The 23,503-nt window shown below is 72.8% G+C and carries 15 protein-coding genes; 7 read left to right on the forward strand and 8 right to left on the reverse strand.

The features are described 5' to 3' along the window. Positions 1-12: 12 nt before the first annotated feature. The 3 genes from AQJ11_RS14500 to AQJ11_RS14510 form a co-directional block, all read right to left on the reverse strand. Positions 13-1,266: a PucR family transcriptional regulator gene (locus AQJ11_RS14500; RefSeq protein ID WP_059263318.1), complete on the reverse strand. Its 1,254-nt coding sequence runs from the start codon at positions 1,264-1,266 to the stop codon at positions 13-15. Positions 1,267-1,586: 320 nt separating this feature from the next. Further along, entirely contained in the window at positions 1,587-1,877 is a 291-nt protein-coding gene (locus AQJ11_RS14505; protein WP_014670498.1) for a DUF6355 family natural product biosynthesis protein, read from the reverse strand. Between the two features lie 318 nt (positions 1,878-2,195). Next, positions 2,196-2,966, reverse strand: coding sequence for a GNAT family N-acetyltransferase (locus AQJ11_RS14510; RefSeq protein ID WP_208616520.1), 771 nt, complete (start codon positions 2,964-2,966; stop codon positions 2,196-2,198). Between the two features lie 271 nt (positions 2,967-3,237). Here AQJ11_RS14510 and AQJ11_RS14515 point away from each other — a divergent pair, with 271 nt between their 5' ends. After that, entirely contained in the window at positions 3,238-4,530 is a 1,293-nt protein-coding gene (locus AQJ11_RS14515) for a ThuA domain-containing protein (protein ID WP_059263320.1), read from the forward strand. A gap of 124 nt (positions 4,531-4,654) precedes the next feature. Here the strand turns inward: AQJ11_RS14515 and AQJ11_RS14520 are convergent, their stop codons facing one another. The 3 genes from AQJ11_RS14520 to AQJ11_RS14530 are packed head-to-tail and all read right to left on the reverse strand — an operon-like array spanning position 4,655 to position 10,092. Beyond that, a complete protein-coding gene (locus AQJ11_RS14520) occupies positions 4,655-5,929 on the reverse strand; it encodes a protein kinase domain-containing protein (RefSeq protein ID WP_059263321.1) in 1,275 nt (424 codons plus the stop codon). A gap of 1 nt (position 5,930) precedes the next feature. Beyond that, positions 5,931-9,434, reverse strand: coding sequence for a WD40 repeat domain-containing serine/threonine protein kinase (locus AQJ11_RS14525; protein WP_059263322.1), 3,504 nt, complete (start codon positions 9,432-9,434; stop codon positions 5,931-5,933). A gap of 10 nt (positions 9,435-9,444) precedes the next feature. Continuing rightward, on the reverse strand, positions 9,445-10,092 hold the full coding sequence (locus AQJ11_RS14530; protein ID WP_014670503.1) for a DUF7019 family protein: 648 nt from the start codon (positions 10,090-10,092) through the stop codon (positions 9,445-9,447). Between the two features lie 191 nt (positions 10,093-10,283). Here AQJ11_RS14530 and AQJ11_RS14535 point away from each other — a divergent pair, with 191 nt between their 5' ends. After that, positions 10,284-11,072: an SAM-dependent methyltransferase gene (locus tag AQJ11_RS14535; protein ID WP_014670504.1), complete on the forward strand. Its 789-nt coding sequence runs from the start codon at positions 10,284-10,286 to the stop codon at positions 11,070-11,072. A 218-nt stretch (positions 11,073-11,290) separates the two neighbouring features. Here AQJ11_RS14535 and AQJ11_RS14545 read toward each other — a convergent pair whose 3' ends face one another. Further along, a complete protein-coding gene (locus AQJ11_RS14545; RefSeq protein ID WP_014670505.1) occupies positions 11,291-12,391 on the reverse strand; it encodes a PP2C family protein-serine/threonine phosphatase in 1,101 nt (366 codons plus the stop codon). Between the two features lie 1,233 nt (positions 12,392-13,624). Here AQJ11_RS14545 and AQJ11_RS14555 point away from each other — a divergent pair. Beyond that, positions 13,625-16,267, forward strand: a complete 2,643-nt coding sequence (locus AQJ11_RS14555; RefSeq protein ID WP_059263325.1) for a SpoIIE family protein phosphatase — start codon at positions 13,625-13,627, stop codon at positions 16,265-16,267. 25 nt (positions 16,268-16,292) lie between these two features. Here AQJ11_RS14555 and AQJ11_RS14560 read toward each other — a convergent pair whose 3' ends face one another. Further along, positions 16,293-17,021 (reverse strand): SDR family oxidoreductase, encoded by a 729-nt coding sequence (locus AQJ11_RS14560; RefSeq protein ID WP_014670507.1) that lies wholly within the window; start codon positions 17,019-17,021, stop codon positions 16,293-16,295. 183 nt (positions 17,022-17,204) lie between these two features. On the opposite strand from AQJ11_RS14560, the gene AQJ11_RS14565 reads away from it, so the two are divergent. From AQJ11_RS14565 to AQJ11_RS14585, 4 genes are all read left to right on the forward strand, one after another. Then, complete coding sequence (locus tag AQJ11_RS14565) at positions 17,205-18,227, forward strand: LacI family DNA-binding transcriptional regulator (RefSeq protein ID WP_059263326.1); 1,023 nt, start codon at positions 17,205-17,207, stop codon at positions 18,225-18,227. A 255-nt stretch (positions 18,228-18,482) separates the two neighbouring features. Then, on the forward strand, positions 18,483-19,610 hold the full coding sequence (locus AQJ11_RS14570; protein WP_059263327.1) for a glycoside hydrolase family 12 protein: 1,128 nt from the start codon (positions 18,483-18,485) through the stop codon (positions 19,608-19,610). 156 nt (positions 19,611-19,766) lie between these two features. Continuing rightward, a complete protein-coding gene (locus AQJ11_RS14575; protein ID WP_059263328.1) occupies positions 19,767-21,953 on the forward strand; it encodes a glycoside hydrolase family 3 N-terminal domain-containing protein in 2,187 nt (728 codons plus the stop codon). A gap of 342 nt (positions 21,954-22,295) precedes the next feature. Next, a complete protein-coding gene (locus tag AQJ11_RS14585; protein WP_059263330.1) occupies positions 22,296-23,396 on the forward strand; it encodes a lytic polysaccharide monooxygenase auxiliary activity family 9 protein in 1,101 nt (366 codons plus the stop codon). Positions 23,397-23,503: the final 107 nt, after the last annotated feature.

A 23,503-nucleotide genomic window follows, 5' to 3' on the forward strand; every position in this document is an offset into this window, starting at 1 on the left:
GAGGCGGCCCGGTCAGACGGCGGGCTGGACATCGGTCTCCGCCTGGAGCAGCTCAAGGGTGCGCAGGCCCAGGTGCAGGACCAGGCGGTCGCCGCCGCTGTCGAGGTCGAGTCCGGTGATCTCCTGGATCTGGCGCAGCCGGTAGTACAGGGAGGTGCGGTGGATCTGGAGGGCCTCGGCCGTGCGCGGGATGGACCCGGCGTGTTCGAGGAAGCACCGCAGTGTGTCCACCAGGCGCTGGCCGCCGGGGCTGTCCAGCAGCCGGTGCAGCGGTGTGGGCACCAGTGACCGGGTCAGGGCGTGGTCGGGTACGTGCAGGAGTACGGCGAGTTCCCCCAGCGATTCCCAGGCGCCGACGCCCTTGAGGTGGGGCAGCCGGCGCGCGGCGCGGGCCGCGACCATGGCCTGCGCGTGCGAGGTCCAGGCGTCGGCGAGGCCGTCCTGGGTTCCGCCGATGCCGAGGACGGGGGCGGCCGAGGCTTCCAGGTAGGCGGCGAGTGCCTCCCGGACAGCCGTGGCCTGGTCTGCCAGTTCCTGTGCCGACAAGGGCTTGGACGACACCTGGAGGAGCACCGCGCCGTCCGGCGTGGCGGCCATGGCGCCGTCCGCCGAGCGAGTGCGCAGGAACCGCTCCAGGGACGCGCGCAGCGCGATCTCCACCTGTCCCGGCGGCTCCACCGAGCGGGAGATCTGGACGACGCTCACCACCGCGTGCGGGGCGTCGGGCAGGACGCCGCCGTCCAGGATCTGCCGGCGCGCCGCGGCGCGGGCCGCCTCACCGGTGCCGAAGAGGGAGTGCAGTGTCTCGTGCAGGTCCACCTCGTCGGCGGAGGCGGCCAGTTGGTCCGCGCGGAGCTGGGCGCTGATCGCCGGCACCGCCTGCGCGACCTGGTCGGCCTCCTCGCGGGTGAGCGTTCCGTCCGGCGCGACGACCATGAGCAGGCCGAGCAGTTCGCCGCGTTCGCGCAGCGGTACGCAGTAGCGGGTGAGCAGCCCCAGGTCGTCGCGGCCCGCGATGAACCCCGGCTTCGTCCAGCGGGCGACGCCCTGGTCGAGGACGTACCGGATAGCGACGTCGTCGGCCCGGCCCCGCAGCAGGCTACGGATGCGGACCGGGTCCTCGTCGCCGAAGTGCTGACTGGAGCAGATCAGCCGGACCAGGGGGTCGTCGACGACCACGGACCGCTCCAGCCGTTCCGCGAGTTCCTCGATCAGTTCCTGGAGTGCGTCGCTGCCCACCCGGATTCGCAGTCGCCGCTCAGCCATGGCGTCTCCCTCCCTCTGCCCCGGTCTTTCTACAAGGCGTGGAAGGAGAGGTTCAAATGTTCAACAAGGTGCGGAAGACCGTGCCGGAGGCCGCGGGAGCTGCCGGGTGGAGGCGGTCCGGAGGCGTACGGACACGTCGACGGCCCCGAAGGGGCCGGGAAACGCCGGGTGATTGCCTCAGAGCGCACCAACCCTGGTCCCGGAGTGCACAGAAGGGCCGGCGTCCTTGCCGTGGCAGGTCGGCCGGCACCCGCGCAAGAGTGCACTCACAGAACAGTTCCGGTGCGCTCGGAGAACACAGGGCTGGAGTGACGCCGGGGTCAGCAGGTGCGGCCCACGTAGTAGGCGCCCTGGATCTTGGTGGCGGAGCCCAGCCAGGTCCTGCCCGGGGCGACGCACCGCTCGTAGTCGGGCGCCAAGGCCACCTCGACCTTGATCACCACGTGGGAGCCGTCGGAGGTGCAGTGGTTGTAGTAGGCGTCGGAGCCGGTCTCGTAGAAGCCGCACGGATCGGCCGCCGCCGGGGTCGCGGTGGCGGTGCCGGCGCCCAGGAAGGCGAATGCGAGGGCGAAGGAACCGAGGGTACTGGTGAGCTGACGACGGACACGCACGACGATCTCCTCGTGGGATGCGGGAGGGCAGAAGACGTGCCGCCGGGACGGCGGGGCCGCCCGGTCGGGCACGCGCCCATGCTCACGGACCGCGGCGCCCCGGTACGCCTCCCGCCTCCCGATTCACCCGCCGAATCATTTCCTCGGTACGCCATCCGGGTCACGGATCCGGTCGCGCGCCCGGAACTGCCCCGGGCCGCCGGACGAAGGGGCCGCTCTCCTCACACCACACCGGCTACACCACCCGCGCCGAGCCGGCCGGCGCCATCGCGGCCCTCGGCGCGCTGGACTGACGCCTGGCACCCCCAGCGGTGCCGGTCACTGCTTCAGTGCGTAGAAGTGGATCGGCGAGTTCGGCCTGAAGCCGATGCGGGGATACACGGGCGCTCCCGCCTCGGTCGCGTGCAGCGTGGCGCGGGTCAGGCCGGTGGCCCGGGAGCCCTCGTACAGGGCCTTGCGCGTCACCGCCTCCCCGTAGCCCCTGCGCTGCCAGTCCGGCGAGGTGGCGACCAGCACGACGAACAGGCGGCCCTCCGCCTCGACGGTTCCGGCGCACGCCACCGGGACACCGTCCCGCAGCCCCAGGTAGGCATGCACCTGGTGCTTCCACAGCGCCGAGCCGAGGAGTCCGTCGCGGCCGTCCTCCAGCGGGAAGCCGTACGCGCGCGAGTTCAGGTCCGCGTACGCCCGCACGTGTTCCTCGGTGGTCACGCGTACGAACGTCAGGTCCGGGTGCGACGGCTCGGGGAGGGGGAGGATGTCGCCGGCCATGCCGGTGCCGGGAAAGGCGTACTCAAGGCCCGCCTCCTCGGCCGCGGTCCGTACGCCCGCACGCGCCTCGTCGCCGAGGAGGTCCTCGAAGAGCCACAGGAATCCCGGGTGCCGCTTCGCGCGCATGATGTCCGCCGCCTGGCCCAGGCGTTCCTGGACCAGGGCCGGGTCCGCGTCGACGTCCGTCAGGGTGACGCAGTTCCAGAAGGCGAACCGGCAGTCGGCCCAGCGGACGGCGATGCCCGGGAGGTCCCGCACATCGGCGTCCGTGTCGCGGTCGAGCACCATGGCGCGCCAGACCACGGCGAGCTGCTCCATCGATTCGACCGACTCGGCGCGGTCCTCACGGTCCGTCACATCGCCTCCTTGGCAGTGGAGTTGTCGCAGCCTATCCATGTCCGTTGGCTACAAGTGCTTAACGCATCCGATCTGCCGGCGGCATTCTTGTCGTCGGCTCTTGACGGGTCTGGTACAGACCTTTAGGTTCACCGGCCAGCAGCATCTACGCATACGACCAGCACTCACGTTCATGAACGCCTTCGTTCATGCCTGGCCCCCTTCCCGGGCCCGGCCGAGAAGGGAGCATCGGATGCAACAGGTGAGATCCGGCGCGGCACGCATCCCCATGTGGCTGGCCTTTCTCCTCGCGGCCCTGGTGAGCCTGACGGCACAGCCACCCGCCCAGGCCGCGCCGGCCGCGGAGCCGTTCCGCGTACTGGCGCTGTACAACGGCACCTACGACGCCGCACACATCAGCTTCGTCCACGAGGCCAACCAGTGGTTCCCGCAGCAGGCAGCCGCGAACGGCTTCACCTACACCGCCAGCAACAACTGGGACCTGCTGGCGAACGGCGGCGTCAACAACTACCAGGTGGTCCTCTTCCTCGACGACCTGCCCCAGTCGGCCGCCCAACGGGCGGGCTTCGAGCAGTACATGCGCAACGGCGGCGCATGGATGGGCTTCCACGTCTCCGCCTTCACCACCGACGCGCAGAGCTGGCCGTGGTACCACAACCAGTTCCTGGGCAGCGGGAACTTCGTCTCGAACACCTGGGGACCGACCACGGCCGTCCTGCGCGTGGAGGACCGTACGCACCCCTCGACCCGTAACCTGCCCGCCACCTTCACCTCGTCGGTGAGCGAGTGGTACAGCTGGTCCAACGACCTGCGCAAGAACCCCGACATCAAGATCCTGGCCTCCGTCGACCCCAGCAGCTTTCCGCTCGGCACCGACCCCAACCAGACCTGGTACAGCGGGTATTACCCGATCCTGTGGACGAACACCAAGTACAAGATGCTGTACGCGAACTTCGGCCACAACGCGATGAACTACGACACCAACACGGCCCTGTCGTCCACCTTCGCCAGCGCCACGCAGAACCAGTTCGTCCTGGACGGGCTGAAGTGGCTGGGCGGAGCGGCATCGTCCCAGCCGCCCGCGGACGGCATCTCCGAGACCGCCTGGTACACGCTGGGCAACACCGGGAACGGCACGTGTGTCGACGCCCGAGCCGCAGGCACCGCCAACGGGACCGTCATCCAGCAGTACACCTGCAACTCCACGACGGCACAGCAGTTCCAGTTCCGCTCCACCGACAGCGGCTACACGCGCATCGCCGCCCGCGGCAATCCGCAGCAGGTCGTCGACGTCGTCGACCGTTCCACAGCCGACAACGCGCCCTTGCAGCTGTGGTCCTACGGCGGTGGCACCAACCAGCAGTGGCTGCCGGTGAAAGAGGCCACCGGGCGGTACCACTTCACCGCCCGGCACAGCGGAAAGTGCCTGACCGCGTCCGGCACGGCCGCCGACAGCGTCCAGCTCACCCAGCGGACCTGTGACGGCTCCGCCGCCCAGAGCTTCCAACTGACCGCGCAGCCCTGATCGCTCGGCCCCGGTCCCGCCCCCGGCCGGACATCGCCGCCCCGGTGCCCCGTCCGCCGCGCAGCCGCGGACACCGCATCGGGGCGGCACTCGTCGCGGCACCTGGCGGCGGGCGGTGCCTCGCTCACAGCGCCTGACGGATGGCGCGTGCCAGGTCGGCCGCGCTGGTCAGGGTGACACGGGGCGCGTCGACGAGAGCGGTGTCGATGACCGCGGCGAGTCGGCGGGGCAGGGTGGGCAGCCGGTCGCGCACGGGCACGACCGGCTCGCGCAGGACTACGGCGACGGGATCGGCACCGGCCGGGAAGTCCCGTGGGGGCGAGCCGGTGAGCATCCAGTACAGACAGGCCGTCATCGCCCACAGATCGACTTCGGGCAGCGCGTACTTGAAGTCGATGACCTGGCCCCGCGGCATGAAGGCCAGGCTGCCGCCCATCGCACCGGTGAGGGTGTGGCCGGACAGGCCGGCGCTGTCGAACGCCTTGGACAGGCCGAAGTCGGCGACTTTGACGGTCGCGCGGTCCCTGGCCCCGGTGAGCAGGAGGTTCTGCGGCTTGATGTCGCGGTGCACCAGCCCCCGGTGCGTCGCCGAGGTCCCGTCGGCCAGCCGTACCGGCACCTCGGCCCCGTGCGCGTAGTGCAGTCCCCGGAGCGCCTGGAGGGTCACCCCCACCGCCTGGTCCACGCCGAGTCTGCCGCCGGCGTGGGCCACGAGGTCGGCGACGCTGCCCAGACGGCAGAACTCGCAGGTGAAGTAGAAGGTGCTGTCGTGCACGCCGCCGCCGTGGAAGGCGACGACGTGGGGATGGCGCAGGGCGCGCGTGCAGGCGAACTCGCGCAGGAAGCCGTCGCGGGCGGCGGGGTCGACGGCACGGTGGGCCGGCAAGGTCTTCAGGGCGAGGAGTTCGCCGGTCTCCTCGTTCCGGACGAGGTGGACGACGCCCTGTCCGCCGCGGCCGAGTTCCTGGAGCAGCCGGTAGCCGCGGATGCCGGCGAGTCCCGGCTCTCCTGCCTCGGCCGCGTCGAGCAGCGTGTGCAGTGCGTCGACGGGGTCCCGCGCGTCGGCGTGCGCCGGCGAGGGCTCCCCCGCCTGGACGGAGACGCGCAGTACCGCGCCGCCGACGCGGATCTCGTCGCCGTCGGCCAGGTCCCGCCCGGCCGACCCCGGCGCCAGCCGTTCGCCGTTGACGAAGGTGCCGTTGCGGCTGTCGAGGTCCCGCACGCGCAGGTGCGGGGGATTGACGTCCAGCAGGCAGTGGTGCCGGGAGACCTTCGTCTCGGTGCGGGCCAGCCGGATCCCGCACTCGCTCGCCCGGCCGACCAGACAGGTGGTGCGGTGGCTGAAGACGTACGCCGCGGCCGGGGGCGCGCCGTCGGGGGTCAGGGTGACGGACGGCATGTCACCAGTCGTAGTCCCAGTCGAGTTCCCAGCAGCGCACGGAGTCGACCCCGGCCGCCAGCAGGTGGCGGGCGTCGGCACTCAGGGCCAGGCCGAAGACCTGCCCCTGGTGTCCTGACAGGACGCGCAGCCGCCGCCCCTGGTCGAGGTCCCACACGTGGACCTCCTGGTGTGCGAGGCCCACGAGGGCGAACCGGCCGTCGGAGGTGAGGGTGAGGGTGTTGATCAGGCCGGGATCGCGGATCTCCCGGAGCACACGGCCCGTGGCCGGGTCGAGGACGACCAGGGTCCCGTATCCGGCGATCACCGCGCGCCGGCCGTCCGCGGAGGTCACCAGCGTCCTGACGCTGTAGGGGCCGTCCACCGCGCAGATCCGGCGCCCGCTCGCGGCGTCGTAGGAGTGCACGCTGGAAAGGCCGTACTCCAGCAGGGTCCGGCCGTCCGGGGTGAACCGCAGGCCGGCTCGGCCGGGGCGCCCGGTGTGCCGCCACAGACGCTGCCCCGAGGCCAGGTCCCACCCGCAGAGTTCGTCCTGGTCGTGGCGCCGCTGCCGGTCCTCTTCGGCGCCGGCGAAAGCGTTCGACGCGCCGTACCGGCCATCGGGGCTGATCGCGACGGACTCCACCTGCTCCTGGTGGGCGCGGAACGCGAGGGAGGGCTTCGCGTGGTCGTGGCGCCTCGCCACGTCCTCGATGTCCCAGCGGCACAGGTGTCCGCTGTCGTCGCCGGTGAGCAGCCATCCGCTGTCGTCGGCCCATGCCACGGCCCTGACCGCGTCGTGCGGCAGCATGACGGTCCTGTCGTCCCGCAGGTCGAGCAGGGCCGCCTCTCCCATGCCGTGGACGACGGCCCGGGTGCCGTCGCGGGTCACCACAAGGGCCACGTCGGCCGTGGCCGTTGAGGCGATCACGCGGTACTGCCGTGCGTTGGCGGCGTCGCACAGCAGGAACCTGTCACCGTGCAGCGCGGCGAGGAACAGGCTCGTGTCCCCGACGAACGCCAGCGCCGAGGGGTGCGCCACTCTGCCGGTGAAGTCGAACGTCTGCCAGGCACCGAGCAGTCCCGTACGGCGCCCGTGCCGGCCCAACGCGTTCCACGCGTGCCGCAGGTCGGGATGCCGTGCGTGGCCGGGCACCGCCCGCGCGGTGCGCAGCCAGGCGGCCGACCGGGCGTAGCGGCCTTCGTCCAGGAGCCGTTCGCCCTCGCGCATGGCCGCCCGGAACCGCCCGGCGTGATCGGACAGTTCACCGGCGGGCCGGGGCCGGGCGTACGCCCACGGCGCACGGTAGCCCGGGACCGGAAGGGGCTGCACCCTGATCCGCACGCCGTCTGTCGTGCGCAGTACGGCGTAGCGGCCGTCGGCGCTCACCGCCAGGTGGTGCACGTGCCGTGCCGTGCCCTCGTCGAGCGTGCGCAGGCAGCGGCCGGTCGCCGTCTGCACCACCTGGAGCGGGTTGCCGCTCCCGACGACGGCGAGGGAGCCGTCGGGGGTGAGGGCGAGCGCCGTGACATCCGTCAGGTGGTGAGACGCCTGGGTGGCGATCCGGCCCGTCCGCACGTCCCACAGCACCATCGGCCCGCCCCACACCTGCACGGCGTACCGCGCGCCCGGGGCCGCGGCGGCTCTGCGCACGAAGCCTCCCCAGGCCGAGTGGAGGGGATTGGCCCGCGGCTCGGTGAGGACGGCCCGGCAGACGCCCGTGGCGACGTCCCACAGGCGGACCTTGTCGTCCCGCAGGTCGCCGGCCGTCAGGGCGACGGAGCCGTCGTCACTGAGCTCCAGCACGGTCATCAGCTCCGCCTGGCTCTGCACCGGACCCAGGACTCGCCGCGTGCGCAGGTGCCGGAACAGGAGGGTGCCGTCCGCGTGTCCGGTGGCGCCGACCGACCCGTCAGCGCTGAGCGCGACCGCGGTGACGCCGGCGGCGACAGGGCCCGGCGGAAGGGGGAGCCGCTCGCCGTGCGCGAGGTCCCATGCCTCCGGCGGACCCTGCTCGCGTCCGACCAGGCCGATCCGCCCCTCGGCGTCCAGGGCGGTCACCACGACGGCCGGGCCCTCGGACGTCAGCTCCCGCAGGCACCGGCCGCCGGCCGTTTCCCACAACCGCAGGCCGCCCCGATGGTCGCCGGACAGCACCAGGCCCCCGTCGGCCGACACCGCCACCGCGCTCACACCGGCCTCGTGGCCGGCGAGGACCACGGGGCGCGTCCCCGGATGGCGTGTCAACTCCGCCAGCGCGGCCTCGGTCTCGGCCGGGTCCGGTTCGCCCGGGGTCGCCGGGCGCAGCAGTTCGGCGGCGCGCTCGCGGTCGTCGCGCTCAAGGTGGACCAGACCGATCAGCCGCGCGCCCAGGACGTCGTCCCCGCTGATCTCACGGGCGGACTCCAGTTCGGCGATGAGGTCGAGATCGGTCTTCTGCGCCGTGCGCCAGCGGTGCAGGCCGAAGTTGAAGGTCGCGATCAGGTGGTGGGGTTCCGCCGTCATCGCCTCCCGCCACCGCGCCTCGGCCTCCTCGGTCCGGCCGAGGTCGAGCAGGGACAGCGCCTGGTTGGAGAGCCCGTCCGCCAGCAGGGCGGCGGCCTGCGGAGCCCGCCGCGGGAACGGTGTGCCGGTGAGGTCGCCGTACGCGTCGCGCAGCACGTCGGCGACTTCGTCCAGCCGGGCCGGCCGCGCCGTCGCCTCGGTCCGGAAGCACTGGCGCAGCAGCCCCACGACCACCGGCGGCATGGGCGGCACGCGGGGGTCGGCCGGGCCGGCGTCCAGCAGCGCTTCGAGTACGGCTGCGGCGGCTTGGCCGTACCGGGTGGGACGGCGGCCGGTGAACATCTCCAGCACGGTCAGCGCCCACGACCACACGTCCGTCGCGGGGGTGAGCCGGATCTCCCGGCGACCGGCCGCGGCGAGCGCCTGCTCGGGGGAGCAGTAGGCCGGGGTCATACCGCCGAAGGTGACGGCGGACGGAGTGGCGGGCGTCCCGCCGGTGTCGGCCGGTCGCGCTCCGGCCAGCCCGAAGTCGGTGACCTTGGCGGTCCCGTCGGGTTCGAGCATGACGTTGGCGGGCTTGACGTCCTGGTGGACCAGGCCGGTGTCGTGGGCGTGCTGGAGGCCCCACGCGGTCTGGACGGCGACGTCCAGCACGCGCGCGAGGGCGGCCCGGGGACCGCCCTCGTAGAGGCTGCCGCCGGTGATCGCCTCGGCGAGGCTGCCGCCGTCGACCCACTCGGCGAAGACGCGGGGCAGGCCGTCGACCGTGCGGACGTAGGCGCAGTTGACGGTGTGCGGGTGCAGGCCCAGGCTCACCCAGGTGCCGGCCTCGGCTTCGAACCGGCGCCTGCCCGTCTCGGAGGCGACCAGCTCAGGGCGGGGCGTCTTGACCGCGAGGTCCACGTTCCAGCCGCGGTGCCGGACGCGGTGGACCACGCCCATGCCGCCGCTGCGCACGTCGTCGAGTACCTCGTACAGATCGAGGACCACCTCGCCGGGCCGCCAGGTGCCGAGGGCCATCGCCGCGCCGTCAGTCGGCCAGGGCCACGTACAGGGGGCTGCCGAGCAGTACCCGCATGCCGGGCCGGGCGTCGAGTTCGGGGTAGGGGCTGGGGCCGGACAGCAGGCGCCGGGCGACGAACTCCACTTGCTGCCGGGGGCCGCGCAGCAGGCGTCCGGCGGTGTGCACCCAGGCCAGGGACGACTCCTCGGCGGGCATCTCGGCGCTGTCGGCGGCGAACGCCGAGGCCAGGCCGGCCAGGAGCGTCGGCACCGAGGAGGGCGCGAACTCCTGGGCCTGCGGGGCGCTCGCGCCGAGCACATGGCCACTGGCGCCGCCGAGACCGAGGACCGTCTGCTCGGTCCGGCCGCCGAAGTACACCAGTGACCCGCCGTTCTCGCCGTTCAGGGGCCCCCACTGCATGGGCAGGCTGCCGCGGAAGTACGGTCCCGGGTCGTCCACCGATCCGGTCTGCCCGGTCTCCTCCAGGTGCCGCAGGACGCGCTCCAGTTTGGCCGTCCGGTCCGGCGCCGGTGCTTCGACGCTGCGCCTGACGCTGAACAGCTTGACGCTCACGCCGGCTTCGGTGGTGCTCCTGCGGCCGAAATCGGGGTCGATCTGGGAGAGCAGCATGTCGACCTTGGAGTCGCTGATGTACACGTAGTACCGGACCGTCACCCCCCGAGGCTATCGCGCAACCGCCGTCCGGGTCCCCGGTTTCGACCCCGGGCATCGGAAGTCGCCGGGGAGTCGCGGACGGCCGTCGTCCGCTTCAACTCCCGTTCCCCGCGCGGCACGAGGCACGTCCGGGCGCGAGTAGGATGATCGAACACATGGCCTGAACTGCTCACCCGCGCAACGGAGCTGCTATGACGACCGATTCACTGCCGCCCCTGGAGATCGACACCAGCAAGGCGCACCCTGCGCGGGTCTACGACTGGCTGTTGGGCGGCAAGGACAACTACCCGGTCGACGAGGCCGTGGGACAGCGGCTGCCGGCCGAGGCGCGGGACGCGGCGCGGCAGAACCGCCAGTTCATGCACCGGGCCGCCGCCTGGCTCGCCGGGCAGGGAATCGACCAGTTCCTGGACATCGGCACGGGCATCCCCACCCAGCCCAATCTGCATCAGATCGTCCAGGAGATCGTGCCGACGGCGAAGGTCGTCTACACCGACAACGACCCGATCGTCCTGCGCCACGCAGAGGCGCTGCTGATCAGCAGCGACGAGGGTGTCACCGACTACATCCAGGCCGATGTGCGGGAGCCGGAGTCCATCGTCCGTCACGCCCGCCGGATCCTGGACTTCGACCGGCCGATCGCGCTGTCGCTGATCGCGCTGATGCACTTCGTCACCGACGAGCAGGACGCCCACGGAATCGTCCGGAACCTGATCGCCACGCTGCCCACGGGCAGTCACCTGGTGCTGTCGCACGCCGCGTCCGACCTCTATCCGGAACTCGCCGCGCAGGTCACGGCCGAGTACGCCAAGGGCGGCATCCAGCTCGGTTTCCGGACGCGCCCGGAGGTGGAGCGCTTCTTCGACGGCCTGGATCTCGTGCCGCCCGGCCTGGTGACCGCCACGGAGTGGGGCGTGTCGGGTACGGACGCGGTGCCGGAGGGAAGCGGGATCTACGCGGCGGTGGCCCGCGTTCCGTGACCCTGCTTCCGCCCTGCGGCGGTGCGCCGCCGGGGCGCGGGCCCCGGCGGCACGGCCGGTGGGCGGTGACGGTACGGCTGGACGCGGACAGCTCCCGGCCGCCGCCGGCCGGTGATGACGCCGAGTCCGAGCCGGAGAGGGTGCCGGTGCGCGGGGAGGCGGCGGATCCTCTGCTGCCCTTCTGATGCGGTGGCGGCCCGGGGTGCCGCGCGCCGTGCTCAGCCGGGCGGCGGCGTGGCCGGTACGGCCGGTTCGTCGGCCGGGAGGCGGACGGCGAGCGCCGCGATGTCGTCCTGGAGCCGGTCGCCGCTGTAGGCCAGCAGGTCGCGGTGGAGCCGTTCCAGGAGCTCCCGGGGCGGCAGGGCGGACCAGGAACGCAGGCGCTGGAGCAGGGGGTAGAACGAGCCGGCCGCGTCACGCGTCTCGGTGATGCCGTCCGTGTACAGCAGGAGCTGGTCACCGGGCCGGAAGGAGTAGGCGTCCACGTGGTACGGCTCCCCCAGCAGCACCCCGAGGTTCAGCGGCGGCGCCGACCGCCCCCGGTCGAGTTCGCACACCTCGCCGGAGCGGATGCGGACCGGGGGTGGATGGCCGCAGTTGACGACGCGGATCAGCGGCTCCCCGAAGGGGATCTCGGCGAAGACCGCGGTGACGAACCGTTCGCCCACCTCGCTGCCGCCCAGCAGCACGGCCCTGCGGTTCATGCTCGTCTCCACCCGGTCGGCCAGGGCGGGCAGAGCGGGTTCGTCGTGCGCCGCCTCGCGGAACGCGCCGAGCAGGGCCGCGGCGGTCTCCACCGCGAGCAGCCCCTTGCCGCGGACGTCGCCGATGAGCAGCCGGACGCCGTACCGGGTGGGGACGGCCTCGTACAGGTCGCCGCCGATGCGTGCCTCCGCGGCGGCGGACCGGTACAGGCTGTCCAGGTGGAGGCTGCCGATCTGGTGCGGAACCGGCCGGAGCAGGACCCGCTGGGCGATGTCGGCCACGAAGCGCAGGTCGGCCAGTGTGCGCTCACGGCGGATGCGGTGCCCGGCCAGGATCATGCCGAGGACGCCGACCAGGCCGGTGCAGATGTAGGAGGCCACGTAGTGGCGGTCCCACAGGTAGCCGACCTCACGGCCCGCGCAGCACGGGGTGCCGGCCAGCACCCCTTCCAGGACGACGGCGAACACGGTGGCGCCGCCGACGACGGCCGGGCCGTGGGCGAAGGCGGCCACGAGGGGCAGGGCGATCAGCACGAAGCTGACCGGCCACTCCACGGGCGTCACGGGTTCCAGCAGCAGAAGGGCCGCGACGTACAGGACCGGTAGCCATCGCATCCATGCCGGAGGGGCCGACAACTGCGTCCGCGCACCGGCTCCGCCCTCCGGATCCCGACCGGTATGTCCAGGCTTCGGCATACGTGGCACACGGACTCCTGTCACAGGAACTCGACAAGACGTCCAGCCTGGTGCGCGGGGCCGCGACGCGCCGTGATTGCTCCACTCAGCGGCATGTTCCCTGGGGTGGCCACGCGTACGGGACGTCCGTCGGGTGCCAACCCGAGGAGTGGACCCCGTGAGGGGGTGGCCACGCGCGTACGGGACGTCCTGCGCCCGTGCGGAGCCGATCCGCTGCCCGTGCTCGTGCGCCACGGCCCCGAGTGGGTCGCTGAGTCTTCCGGGTCCGCCGGGGTATCGGCGTCGTCGAACGGTCCGACCGGCGCGGCGCGCACCGGCAGGTATGCGGTGAACCAGGTGCCGGTCAGCAGCACGCAGACGCGGTTGCCCGTGTCCCGGGACGGCCCCCGGTGTACCTCGGCGTCCATGAGCCGCGCCTGGTCGCCGCCGTCCGCGTCGGCGACGGCAGGCCGGGCCCGGCGCGGTGCGGGCCGCGGCACGTTCGGCGATCCACGCACCGGGCGGCGCACGACCGCCTGGCACCGGTCGTCGGGGCGGTGGCGGCCGGCGCCCCGGAACCGTCGACGGGCGGCGCGCCCGATGCGCGGGTCCAGGGTGCCCACGCGCCCGCCGCCGAGGCCCGGCAGGGCGCATGACCGCCCCGGCCCCCGATCCGCGCCGCCCGTGCCATGCCCCGCCCCGCGCATCGGCGGCCACATCACGGGCCAGGCTCCCGCCCACCTCGGCACGGCATGTGCCCGCCCGCACCCCATCGAGGTCCACACCGGTCGCCGATCGCACGATCGCACCCCCCGGCAACCCCGACATCACACGGCCCCCTTCCGCCCACAACCGACACACACACCCGGCCGCCCGCCCACCCGGCACACAACACCCCACGCCCACCCCCGGCACACAGACCAGCCGCCCGCCCACCCCGGCACACCGCGCCCCGCCCCCACCCATCGGCGGACGCACCGGTCGCCGAGCGTGGTGGCGCAGTGCTAGAAAAGGGAGATGAGCGGACGTTCCCGCTGGCCATGGGCGAGCGCGGCGCCGCCGCCCGGTTCACGGGGGTCATCCGGTCCGACCCGTGACCGCGGGCTCTGGCCGCCACGCAGACGCCCTCTTTCGCCGTCCCTGAGCGTCCGCACGCTCGCCGCGCAGGTCTTCGTGCTGCAAGCGCTGATCATGCTGTTGCTGGTGGCGGCGGGGGCCACCGCCCTGGTGGTGCAGGGGCGGTACGACGCCCGGCGCACCGCCGAGGACCGCTCCCTCGCCGTGGCGGAGGCGTTCGCGCACGCGCCCGGAACGGCGGTCGCGCTGCGGTCGGCGCATCCGGCCGCCCAGTTGCAGCCGGCGACGGAGCAGGTGCAGAAGGGGTCCGGCGTCGACTTCGTCAGCGTCCTCGACCGGCGCGGAATCCGGATCACCGACAACGACCCCACCCTGATCGGCACGAAGGCCGGGGGCGTCGGCCGGGCCGCCACGGGCGAGATGTACACCGAGACGTTCCACGGCCCGCCCGCCGACGCCGTGCGGGCGGTCGTACCGGTGACGGACCCCGGCAGGCGCGTGGTCGGCGTGGTCACCGCCGGGATCCAGTACGGCAACGTCGGCCAGGTGCTGGACCAGCAGTTGCCCATGCTGCTCGGCATGGCCGCGGGGGCGCTGCTGCTGGCGACCGGCGGCGCGGCGCTGGTCAGCCGCCGGCTGCTGCGGCAGACCCACGGTCTCGGGCCGGCCGAGATGACCCGGATGTACGAGCACCACGACGCCGTGCTGCACGCGGTGCGCGAGGGCGTGGTGATCGTCGACGGCGACGGGTGCGTGGTGCTGGCCAACGACGAGGCACACCGGCTGCTGGGCCTGCCCGGGGACGCCGACCGGCGGCATGTGCGGGAGCTGGGGCTGGGACCGGTCCTGACGCGGCTGCTGCTGTCGGGTGAGACGGCGACCGACCAGGTCGTCCCGGCCGCGGACCGGCTGCTGGCCGTGAACACCCGGCCCACCGCCCCGTACGGCGGTGCCCAGGGCCTGGTCGCCACCTTCCGTGACACCACGGAGCTGAGGGCGCTCTCCGGGCAGGCCGAGGTGGCGCGGAGCCGGCTGTCGTTCCTGTACGAGGCGGGGGTGCGGATCGGCACCACGCTCGACGTACGGCGTACGGCGGAGGAGCTGTCCGAGGTGGCGGTCCCCCGCGTGGCCGACTTCGTCACCGTGGAACTGCTCGACTCCGTGCTGCGCGGTCAGGAGCCCACGAGCGCGGTCCGCGAGATGCGCCGTACCGCGCTGCGGGCCTCGCGGGGCGGACACCCCTTGCAGCCGGTGGGCGAGGTGATCCGGCTCCTGGTGGCCGACACGCCGATGGCGGCGGCGCTGCGGCGGGGCAAGGCCGTCCTGGTCCCGGACCTGCACTGTGCCGAGGACTGGCGGGCGCAGGACCCCGAGGGGGCGCGGCGGGCGCTGGACTATGGCATCCACTCGCTGGTCACGGTGCCGCTCCGGGCGCGCGGGGTGGTCCTCGGCATGGTCAACTTCTGGCGTGGTGCGGGCTTCCCCCGGTTCGAGGAGGAGGACGTGGCCGTGGCCGAGGAGCTGGTGGCCCGCGCCGCCGTCGCGATCGACAACGCGCGCCGGTACTCCCGTGAACACGCGCTCGCCGTGACGCTGCAACGCAATCTGCTGCCGCTGGGCCTGCCGGACCAGGACGCGCTGGAGGTCGCCTCGCGTTATCTGCCGGCGGAGTCGGGCGTGGGCGGCGACTGGTTCGACGTCATCCCGCTGCCCGGGTTCCGGGTGGCGCTGGTGGTCGGGGACATCGTGGGGCACGGGCTCCAGGCCGCGGTCACCATGGGACGGCTGCGCACGGCCGTGCTGAACTTCTCCTCGCTGGACCTGGCCCCGGACGAACTGCTCGGGCATCTGGACGAGATGGTGACCCGGCTGGACACCCAGCTGGACGGCCCGAGCGCGACCGCCGACGACGACCGGGTTCCGCTCACCGGTGCCACCTGCCTCTACGCCGTCTACGACCCGGTCGGCGGGCACTGCACCCTCTCCCGCGCCGGGCACCTCGCACCCGCCGTGGTGGATCCGCGGGGCAGGGTGTCCTTCCCCGACCTGCCGCTGTCGCCGCCACTGGGGGTGGGCGGTCATCCCTTCGAGGCCGGGGAGCTGGAGCTGCCCGAGGGCAGTCGTCTCGTCCTGTTCACCGACGGGCTGATCGAGAACCGTGGACGGGACGTCGACGAGGGCTTGGCGATGCTGTCCTCGGCCATCGCCGACGCGGACCGGACGCCGGAGGAGACCTGCCGCGTCCTCGTGGAGAGGATGCTGCCCGGGCATCCCAGCGACGACGTGGCGCTGCTGGTCGCCCGGACCCGGCTGCTCGACCCGGCGTGCGTCGCGACCTGGGACGTCCCCTTCGACGTGGAGGCCGTGTCCCGGGTACGCGGCGAGGCGAGCCGGCGGCTCGCCGACTGGGGGCTGGAGGAGACGGCGTTCGGCACGGAGCTGATCCTCAGCGAACTCCTGACCAACGCGATCCGCTACGGCGCTCCGCCCGTACGGGTGAGGCTGCTGCTGGGCCGCACCCTGGTGTGCGAGGTGGCGGACGGCAGCAACACCTCACCCCGGCTGCGGCGCGCGGCGAGCACCGACGAAGGGGGCCGCGGTCTGTTCCTGGTCTCCCAGTTCGCGGACATGTGGGGGACGCGTTACGCGCCGCAGGGCAAGGTCATCTGGGCGGAGCAGCGGCTGGAGGGCGCCCCGGAACCGGACCCTTCGGCCCTCCTGGAGGTCCTGGGCATCTGACGTCGCGGTCCGGCACCGGGGCGGGTCAGGAGAGCCAGTCCTCGTAGCGGGTGGGGGCGAGCCGGGCGTGCGGGTCGGTGAGCACGTCGCCTTTGACGACGGCGAACATGCCGGCGGTCGGATCGGTGACGACGTCGCGGTCGTCGCCCTTGCGGGACAGGGTCGTGCGGCCCAGCTCGTCCAGGGTGAAGACCTCGGGGCCTGCGATGTTGCGGATGCCGTTGAGCGGGGCGCCCACGGCGACCTCCGCCACCGCGTCGGCCACGTCCCTGGCGGCGATCGGCTGGATCGGCGTGGCGGGCAGCCGGACGGTGTCGCCCTCGGTGGTCCAGGACAGGACGTCGTCCATGAACTCCATGAACTGCGTGGCCCGGACGATCGAGTACGGGACGCCACCGGCCGCGAGGATGTTCTCCTGGAGCACCTTGGCCCGGTAGTAGTCCAGCTCCGGCACTTGGTCCACGCCGACGATCGAGAGGATCACGATGTGGCCGACGCCGCCCTTCCGGGCGGCGGCCAGGAGGTTGTCCATCGAGGTCTGGAAGAAGGTCAGGGAGGCCGCGTCGAAGGTCGGGGAGTTCGTCGTGTTGACCACCACATCGGCTCCCGCCACGGCCTCGTCCAGCCCCTGGCCGCTGATGACGTCGACCCCGGTGGAGTGCGAGTGCGGCACCGCCTCGTGCCCCGCCGCCTTCAGGTTCCTGACGACCTGCGACCCGATCAGCCCGGTACCGCCGATGACTGCGACCTTCATGGCACACCTTTCGTCGTAATTACCCGCAATATGGCATATGCGCCTCGGCGGAGCGCGGGGTGGGACGGCGGGCGGGGCAAAGGGGTGACCGGTCACGACCCCTCCCGGCAGCCCGTTCGAAACTTTCCGTGGGCCCGCCGTCGCCGGACCCGTAATATCGGTGATCTCTTGGGGGAGGTGGTCATGGGCAAGCGGCGCCCTGGCTCGCCGACGCTGGAGGAGGTGGCCGCTCACGCCGGAGTGGGCCGGGGCACGGTCTCCCGCGTCGTCAACAACGCGGCCGGCGTGAAGGAGTCGACACGCCGGGCCGTGCAGCAGGCCATCGCGGAACTGGGCTACGTCCCCAATCTCGCGGCCCGTTCACTCGCCGGGCGGCGGGCCGACGCGGTCGCGCTCGTCATGACGGAGCCGGACTGGCGGAAGTTCGCCGAGCCCTTCTTCTCCGAGATCGTCCGTTCGCTCGGCGACGCCCTGAGCGACACCGGGATGCAACTGCTGCTCACCCTGGTCCGCTCGGACACCGACCGGGAGCGCTTCCTGGAGTACGCCCGCGGCGGCCGGGTCGACGGGGTGCTGGTGATGTCCGTGCACGCCGACGATCCGTTGCCCGACAGGCTCGCCGAGGCCCGGCTGCCGACCGTCCTGCTGGGCCGCCGTTCGGCCGACGAGCACGTCAGCTACGTCGACGCGGACAACGTCGGCGGCGCCCGCAGCGCGGTCGCCCATCTGCTGGACAAGGGCCGGCGGACGATCGCCACGATCACCGGGCCGCTCGACATGTACGTCACCCGGTGCCGGCTGCGCGGTTACCACGAAGCCCTGGCCCACGCCGGGCTGGACGCCCCGCCGTCCTGGGTCGCGGAGGGCGATTTCACCGCGGAGAGCGGCCGGCGCGCCATGGCCCGGCTGATCGAACGGCACCCGGAGATCGACGGTGTGCTCGCCGCCTCGGACACCACCGCCGCCGGCGCCCTTGAGGCGCTGCGCGCGGCGGGACGCCGGGTGCCGGAGGACGTCGCCGTCATCGGTTTCGACGACTTCCCGCTGGCCGAGCGGACCGAGCCGCGGCTGACCACGGTCCGGCAGCCGCTGGAGGAGATCGGGCGGGCCATGGTGCGGCTGCTCCTGGAGGAGATGGAGGAGTCGTCCGTGGCGTGGCGGCACGTGATCCTCCGTACGGAGTTGGTGGTGCGCGAGTCGGCGTAGCGCCGGCGGGCGTGCCGGGGTGCACTGCGGCGAATCCCCGCTTCGGGAGCGCTCCCAGGCGACGGCAGCCGAGCCGACCGGGCCGTCGCCGACCTGCGGTTTCGAAACTTCTTCGACACTCCTCGCGCGCGGAGCCTTGTCAGGGACATGAACTCTCCCTACAGTCCCTGCCCAACGGAGGGAATGGGAGCGCTCCCATCCAGCTGCGCCCGGGAGCGCTCCCGAACTCCCCTCACCGTCATGGAGAGGACCCGCATGCGACCGTACAAGCACCCTGTCCGTGGAGCGCGCGGCCTGCTGGGCGCCCTGCTCACCGCGCTCGCCGCCCTGGCGGCGCTGCTCACCGTCGCTCCCGCGGCCCAGGCCGGCACCGCGATCTGCGAACAGTACGGCTCGACGACGATCCAGGACCGCTACGTCGTCCAGAACAACCGCTGGGGCACCAGCGAGACCCAGTGCATCGACGTCACGGACTCCGGATTCCGCGTCACCCAGGCCGACGGCTCCGTTCCGACGAACGGCGCCCCGAAGTCCTACCCGTCCGTCTACAACGGCTGCCACTACACCAACTGCTCGCCCGGGACGAACCTTCCGGCCCGGCTCAGCAGCATCTCCCGCGCTCCCACGAGCATTTCCTACGGCTATGTGAGCAACGCGGTGTACGACGCCGCGTACGACATCTGGCTCGACCCCACGCCCCGCACCGACGGCGTCAACAAGACCGAGATCATGGTGTGGTTCAACAAGGTGGGCTCCATCCAGCCGGTGGGCTCGCAGGTCGGCACCGCGACCGTGGCCGGGCGTCAGTGGCAGGTGTGGTCCGGCAACAACGGCGGCAACGACGTGCTGTCCTTCGTCGCGCCGTCGGCGATCACCAGCTGGAGCTTCGACGTCATGGACTTCGTCCGGCAGGCCGTGTCCCGCGGACTCGCGCAGGACAGCTGGTACCTGACCAGCGTGCAGGCGGGCTTCGAACCGTGGCAGAACGGCGCCGGCCTGGCCGTCACCTCGTTCTCCTCCACGGTCGAGACCGGCAGCGGCGACCCGGGCGGCCCCGGGAACCCGGCGGCCTGCAAGGTGGCCTACGGGACCAACGTCTGGCAGGGCGGCTTCACCGCCGAGGTCACCGTCACCAACACCGGCTCCTCCCCCGTCAGCGGCTGGCGGCTGGTCTTCGCCCTGCCCTCGGGGCAGCGGATCACCAGCGCCTGGGGGGCCGCCGTGACGCCGTCCTCGGGGGCGGTTACGGCGAGCGACCTCACCTACAACGCACAGATCGCGCCCGGTGGTCAGGTGACCTTCGGCTTCCAGGGCAGCTACGGCGGCACGTTCGCCAAGCCCTCCGGATTCACCCTGAACGGGGCCGCGTGCACCACCGCGTGACCCGCGCACCGTCCGTGTGACACACCCATCCGCTCCGGGACCCGCCCGTCTCGCACCGGCCGATCGGGCGGGTCCCGGCTCCACCTCCCGGCGCCGCCCCGCTCAACGGACCTGCCCCGTCCCGCTCCCGGACCGCTCCAGGAAAGGCCCGCCCGCATGAGCCTCCCGCTCGCCCGCCGCCGCCCGGTGACGGCCCTGGCCGTGTGTGCCGCGACCCTGGCCCTCACCGCGTCGGCCGTCGCCGCACCGGAGCCCGTCGCCGCCTCCCCGGCCGCGGTCCTGCCGTACCAGGACCCGTCCGCACCCGTTCCGGACCGCGTCAGCGATCTGCTGGCGCGGATGACCCTGGACGACAAGCTCGGCCAGATGACGCAGATCGAGAAGGACGCCCTCGTCCCGCAGTCCGACCTCGCCGCCTACCGGATCGGCTCCGTGCTCTCCGGCGGTGACTCGACCGTCAGCCCCAACAACGCGCAGACCTGGGCGGACACCTACGACGCGCTCCAGCGCACGGCCCTGACGACCCCGCTCGGCATTCCGGTGATCTACGGCATCGACGCGGTGCACGGCCACAACGCGGTGCGCGGGGCCACGCTCTTCCCGCACAACATCGGCCTCGGCGCCACCCGGGACCCCGCGCTCGTCCAGCGGATCGGGCGGGCGGTGGCCGAGGAGGTGTCGGGCACCGGGATCGACTGGGACTTCGCGCCATGCCTGTGCGTGGCCCGCGACGACCGGTGGGGCCGTACCTACGAGTCGTACGGCGAGACGCCCGAACTGCCCTCCTCCCTCACGACGTTCATCACCGGGCTCCAGGGCGAGCCCCTGGGCGAGGGGCCGGCGCCCGTGCTGGCCACCGCCAAGCACTACCTCGGTGACGGCGGCACGGCCGGGGGTGTGGACCAGGGCGACACCAGGCTGTCCGAGGCCGAGCTGCGCGCCGTCCACCTGCCGCCGTTCAAGGAGGCGGTGCGCCGGGGCGTGGGCGCGGTGATGCTGTCGTACAGCAGTTGGAACGGGGTGCGGTCCCACGCCAACAGGTACCTGGTGACCGACCTGCTGAAGGGTGAACTCGGCTTCGGCGGGTTCGTGGTGTCCGACTGGGCCGCGGTCGACCAGCTCGACGGGCAGAGCGGCTTCACCGGCGCCGAGATCACCACGGCCGTCAACGCGGGCGTCGACATGGTGATGGTGCCGCACGACTACAAGAAGTTCCTCACCCTGTTGCGCGGCGAGGTCGCCGCGGGCCGGATCGCGCAGTCCCGGATCGACGACGCCAACCGGCGCATCCTCACCAAGAAGTTCCAACTCGGCCTGTTCGAGCGCCCGTTCACCGACCGCTCGTACACCTCCACGGTCGGTTCGGCCGCGCACCGGGAGCTGGCCCGGCAGGCGGTGCGCGCCTCGCAGGTGCTGCTGAAGAACGAGGGCGGTGTGCTGCCCCTGCCGAAGTCGGCCAAGCTGTTCGTCGCGGGCAAGTCCGCCGACGACATCGGCAACCAGAGCGGCGGCTGGACCGTCGGCTGGCAGGGGCGCAGCGGTCCCGTCACGGACGGCACCACGGTCCTGGAGGGCATCCGGGCCGCCGTCACCGACCCGTCCCGGGTCACCTACGACCGGTACGGCAACGGCATCGACTCCAGTTACCGCGCCGCTGTCGCCGTGGTCGGCGAGACCCCGTACGCCGAGGGCCGGGGCGACCGGCCGGGCGGCCTCGGGCTGGACCAGGAGGACCTCCAGACCCTCGCCCGGCTGAGGGCGAGCGGGGTGCCGGTCGTCGTGGTCCTCGTCTCGGGCCGTCCGCTCGACGTCTCCGGCCGGCTGCCCGACTGGACGGCGCTGCTGGCCGCCTGGCTGCCCGGCACGGAGGGCGCAGGCGTGTCCGACGTCCTGTTCGGCGACTACGCACCCACCGGGAAGCTGCCGGTGAGCTGGCCGCGGACCTCCTCGCAGGAACCGGTCAACGACGGGGACGGCAAGGACCCGCTCTTCCCGTACGGGTACGGGCTGACGTACTCCGGTGCCGGCCCCACTTCCCCGCCGGCGCCCGGAGCGTGTACCGCGCGGTTCCGCACGGCCTCCTCCTGGCAGGGCGGTTACCAGGCGGAGGTGACGGTCGAGAACACCGGCTCGACCGCGCTGACGGGCTGGTCGGTGGACTGGGACCTGGGCGGCTCCCGCGTCACCAGCCTCTGGAACGGCTCCCTGACCACGGCCGGCGGCCGGGCCACCGTCCGCGACGCCGCCTTCAACGGTTCCCTGCGCCCCGGCGACACCACGACGTTCGGCTTCACCGCGGAAGGCACCGCCGGCACACCCGCCCCGCACTGCGCCGGGAGCTGAATGACGCGCCCGCCGACCGCACCTGCCCCCCTGCCACCCGCAGCCCCGCACCAGGAGGACGCATGACACACCCCACCCGCCGGACACCCGCGCACCGGCCGAGACCAGGGCGCCGGCGGCACCGGGCGGCCTCGCTGGGCGCGCTGTTCGCCACCCTGGCGCTCGGTCTGACCGGGCAGCTCACCGCGCACCCCGTCGTCGAGACCAGCGCCGGCACCCCGTCCGCCCGCCCGCTCGGCGCCGGCGTGACGTACACCGACGCCCCGGCGGTCCCGCCGTACTCCGGTACGGCGCCCGCCCGGGGTTTACCCCCCGTCTGATCCGAATCGGAAGGAGCTGAACGTGGCTCGACGCAACAGACTGATGTCGGTGGCAGCGGCTCTGTCGACGCTGCTGGCGGCACTCGCCCTCACTCTCCTGGGGCAGACCAGCGCCCAGGCGCACGGGGTGGCGATGCTGCCCGGATCCCGCACCTACCTGTGCTACCTGGACGCGCACACGACGACCGGCGGGCTGGACCCGACCAACCCGGCGTGCCGGGACGCGCTGGCCAAGAGCGGCGCGTCGGCGCTGTACAACTGGTTCGCCGTGCTCGACTCCAACGCCGGTGGCCGGGGCGCCGGTTACGTCCCGGACGGCACCCTGTGCAGCGCGGGTGACCGGTCGCCGTACGACTTCCGCGCCTACAACGCGGCCCGCTCGGACTGGCCGCGCACCCATCTGACCAGCGGGGCGACCATCCAGGCGCAGTACAGCAACTGGGCGGCGCACCCGGGTGACTTCCGGGTCTACGTCACCAAGCAGGGCTGGTCGCCCACCTCCGCCCTGCGCTGGGCCGACCTCGACCTGGTCCAGACGGTCACCAATCCGCCGCAGCAGGGGTCGCCGGGCACCGACGGCGGCCACTACTACTGGGACCTGAAGCTGCCCTCCGGGCGGTCCGGTGACGCCCTGCTGTTCATCCAGTGGGTCCGTTCGGACAGCCAGGAGAACTTCTTCTCCTGCTCGGACATCGTCTTCGACGGCGGCCATGGCGAGGTCACGGGCATCCGCACCTCCGGCGGTACGCCGACGCCCACGCCGACGCCCACGCCCACGCCCACGCCCACGGATCCGCACACCGGTTCCTGCATGGCCACGTACTCCGTGGTGAACTCCTGGAGCGGTGGCTTCCAGGCCTCCGTCGAGGTCATGAACCACGGCACGGCGCCGCTCGACGGGTGGGCCGTGGCCTGGCAGCCCGGAGCGGGCACCAAGATCAGCAGCGTGTGGAACGGCACGCTGTCCACCGGTACCGACGGGACGGTCACGGTCCGCAACGTGGACCACAACCGGGCCGTGCCCGCCGACGGCAGTGTCACCTTCGGCTTCACCGCCACGTCGACCGGCAACAACGTCCCCGCCGGTTCCATCGGCTGCGTCACGGCACAAGGCACCACCTGACGCGGACGGCCCCGCCGCCTCCCCGGCCGGTTCCGGTCAGGCGGCGGGCGCCCCGAGGGACATGACCCGGCACTGGCGAACTCCTGCCCGGCGGGGCGACGATGGCA

The organism is Streptomyces corchorusii (assembly GCF_001514055.1).
GTDB classification, from domain to species: Bacteria; Actinomycetota; Actinomycetes; order Streptomycetales; family Streptomycetaceae; genus Streptomyces; species Streptomyces olivaceoviridis.

Bases quoted from the DNA above. Each gene is read 5' to 3' on its own strand.
- AQJ11_RS14500 (WP_059263318.1), bottom strand. From the start codon at position 1,266: ATGGCTGAGCGGCGACTGCGAATCCGGGTGGGCAGCGACGCACTCCAG.
- AQJ11_RS14570 (WP_059263327.1), top strand. From the start codon at position 18,483: ATGCGACCGTACAAGCACCCTGTCCGTGGAGCGCGCGGCCTGCTGGGC.
- AQJ11_RS14535 (WP_014670504.1), top strand. From the start codon at position 10,284: ATGACGACCGATTCACTGCCGCCCCTGGAGATCGACACCAGCAAGGCG.
- AQJ11_RS14525 (WP_059263322.1), bottom strand. From the start codon at position 9,434: ATGGCCCTCGGCACCTGGCGGCCCGGCGAGGTGGTCCTCGATCTGTAC.
- AQJ11_RS14565 (WP_059263326.1), top strand. From the start codon at position 17,205: ATGGGCAAGCGGCGCCCTGGCTCGCCGACGCTGGAGGAGGTGGCCGCT.
- AQJ11_RS14515 (WP_059263320.1), top strand. From the start codon at position 3,238: ATGCAACAGGTGAGATCCGGCGCGGCACGCATCCCCATGTGGCTGGCC.
- AQJ11_RS14560 (WP_014670507.1), bottom strand. From the start codon at position 17,021: ATGAAGGTCGCAGTCATCGGCGGTACCGGGCTGATCGGGTCGCAGGTC.
- AQJ11_RS14520 (WP_059263321.1), bottom strand. From the start codon at position 5,929: ATGCCGTCCGTCACCCTGACCCCCGACGGCGCGCCCCCGGCCGCGGCG.
- AQJ11_RS14545 (WP_014670505.1), bottom strand. From the start codon at position 12,391: ATGCGATGGCTACCGGTCCTGTACGTCGCGGCCCTTCTGCTGCTGGAA.
- AQJ11_RS14575 (WP_059263328.1), top strand. From the start codon at position 19,767: ATGAGCCTCCCGCTCGCCCGCCGCCGCCCGGTGACGGCCCTGGCCGTG.
- AQJ11_RS14510 (WP_208616520.1), bottom strand. From the start codon at position 2,966: ATGGAGCAGCTCGCCGTGGTCTGGCGCGCCATGGTGCTCGACCGCGAC.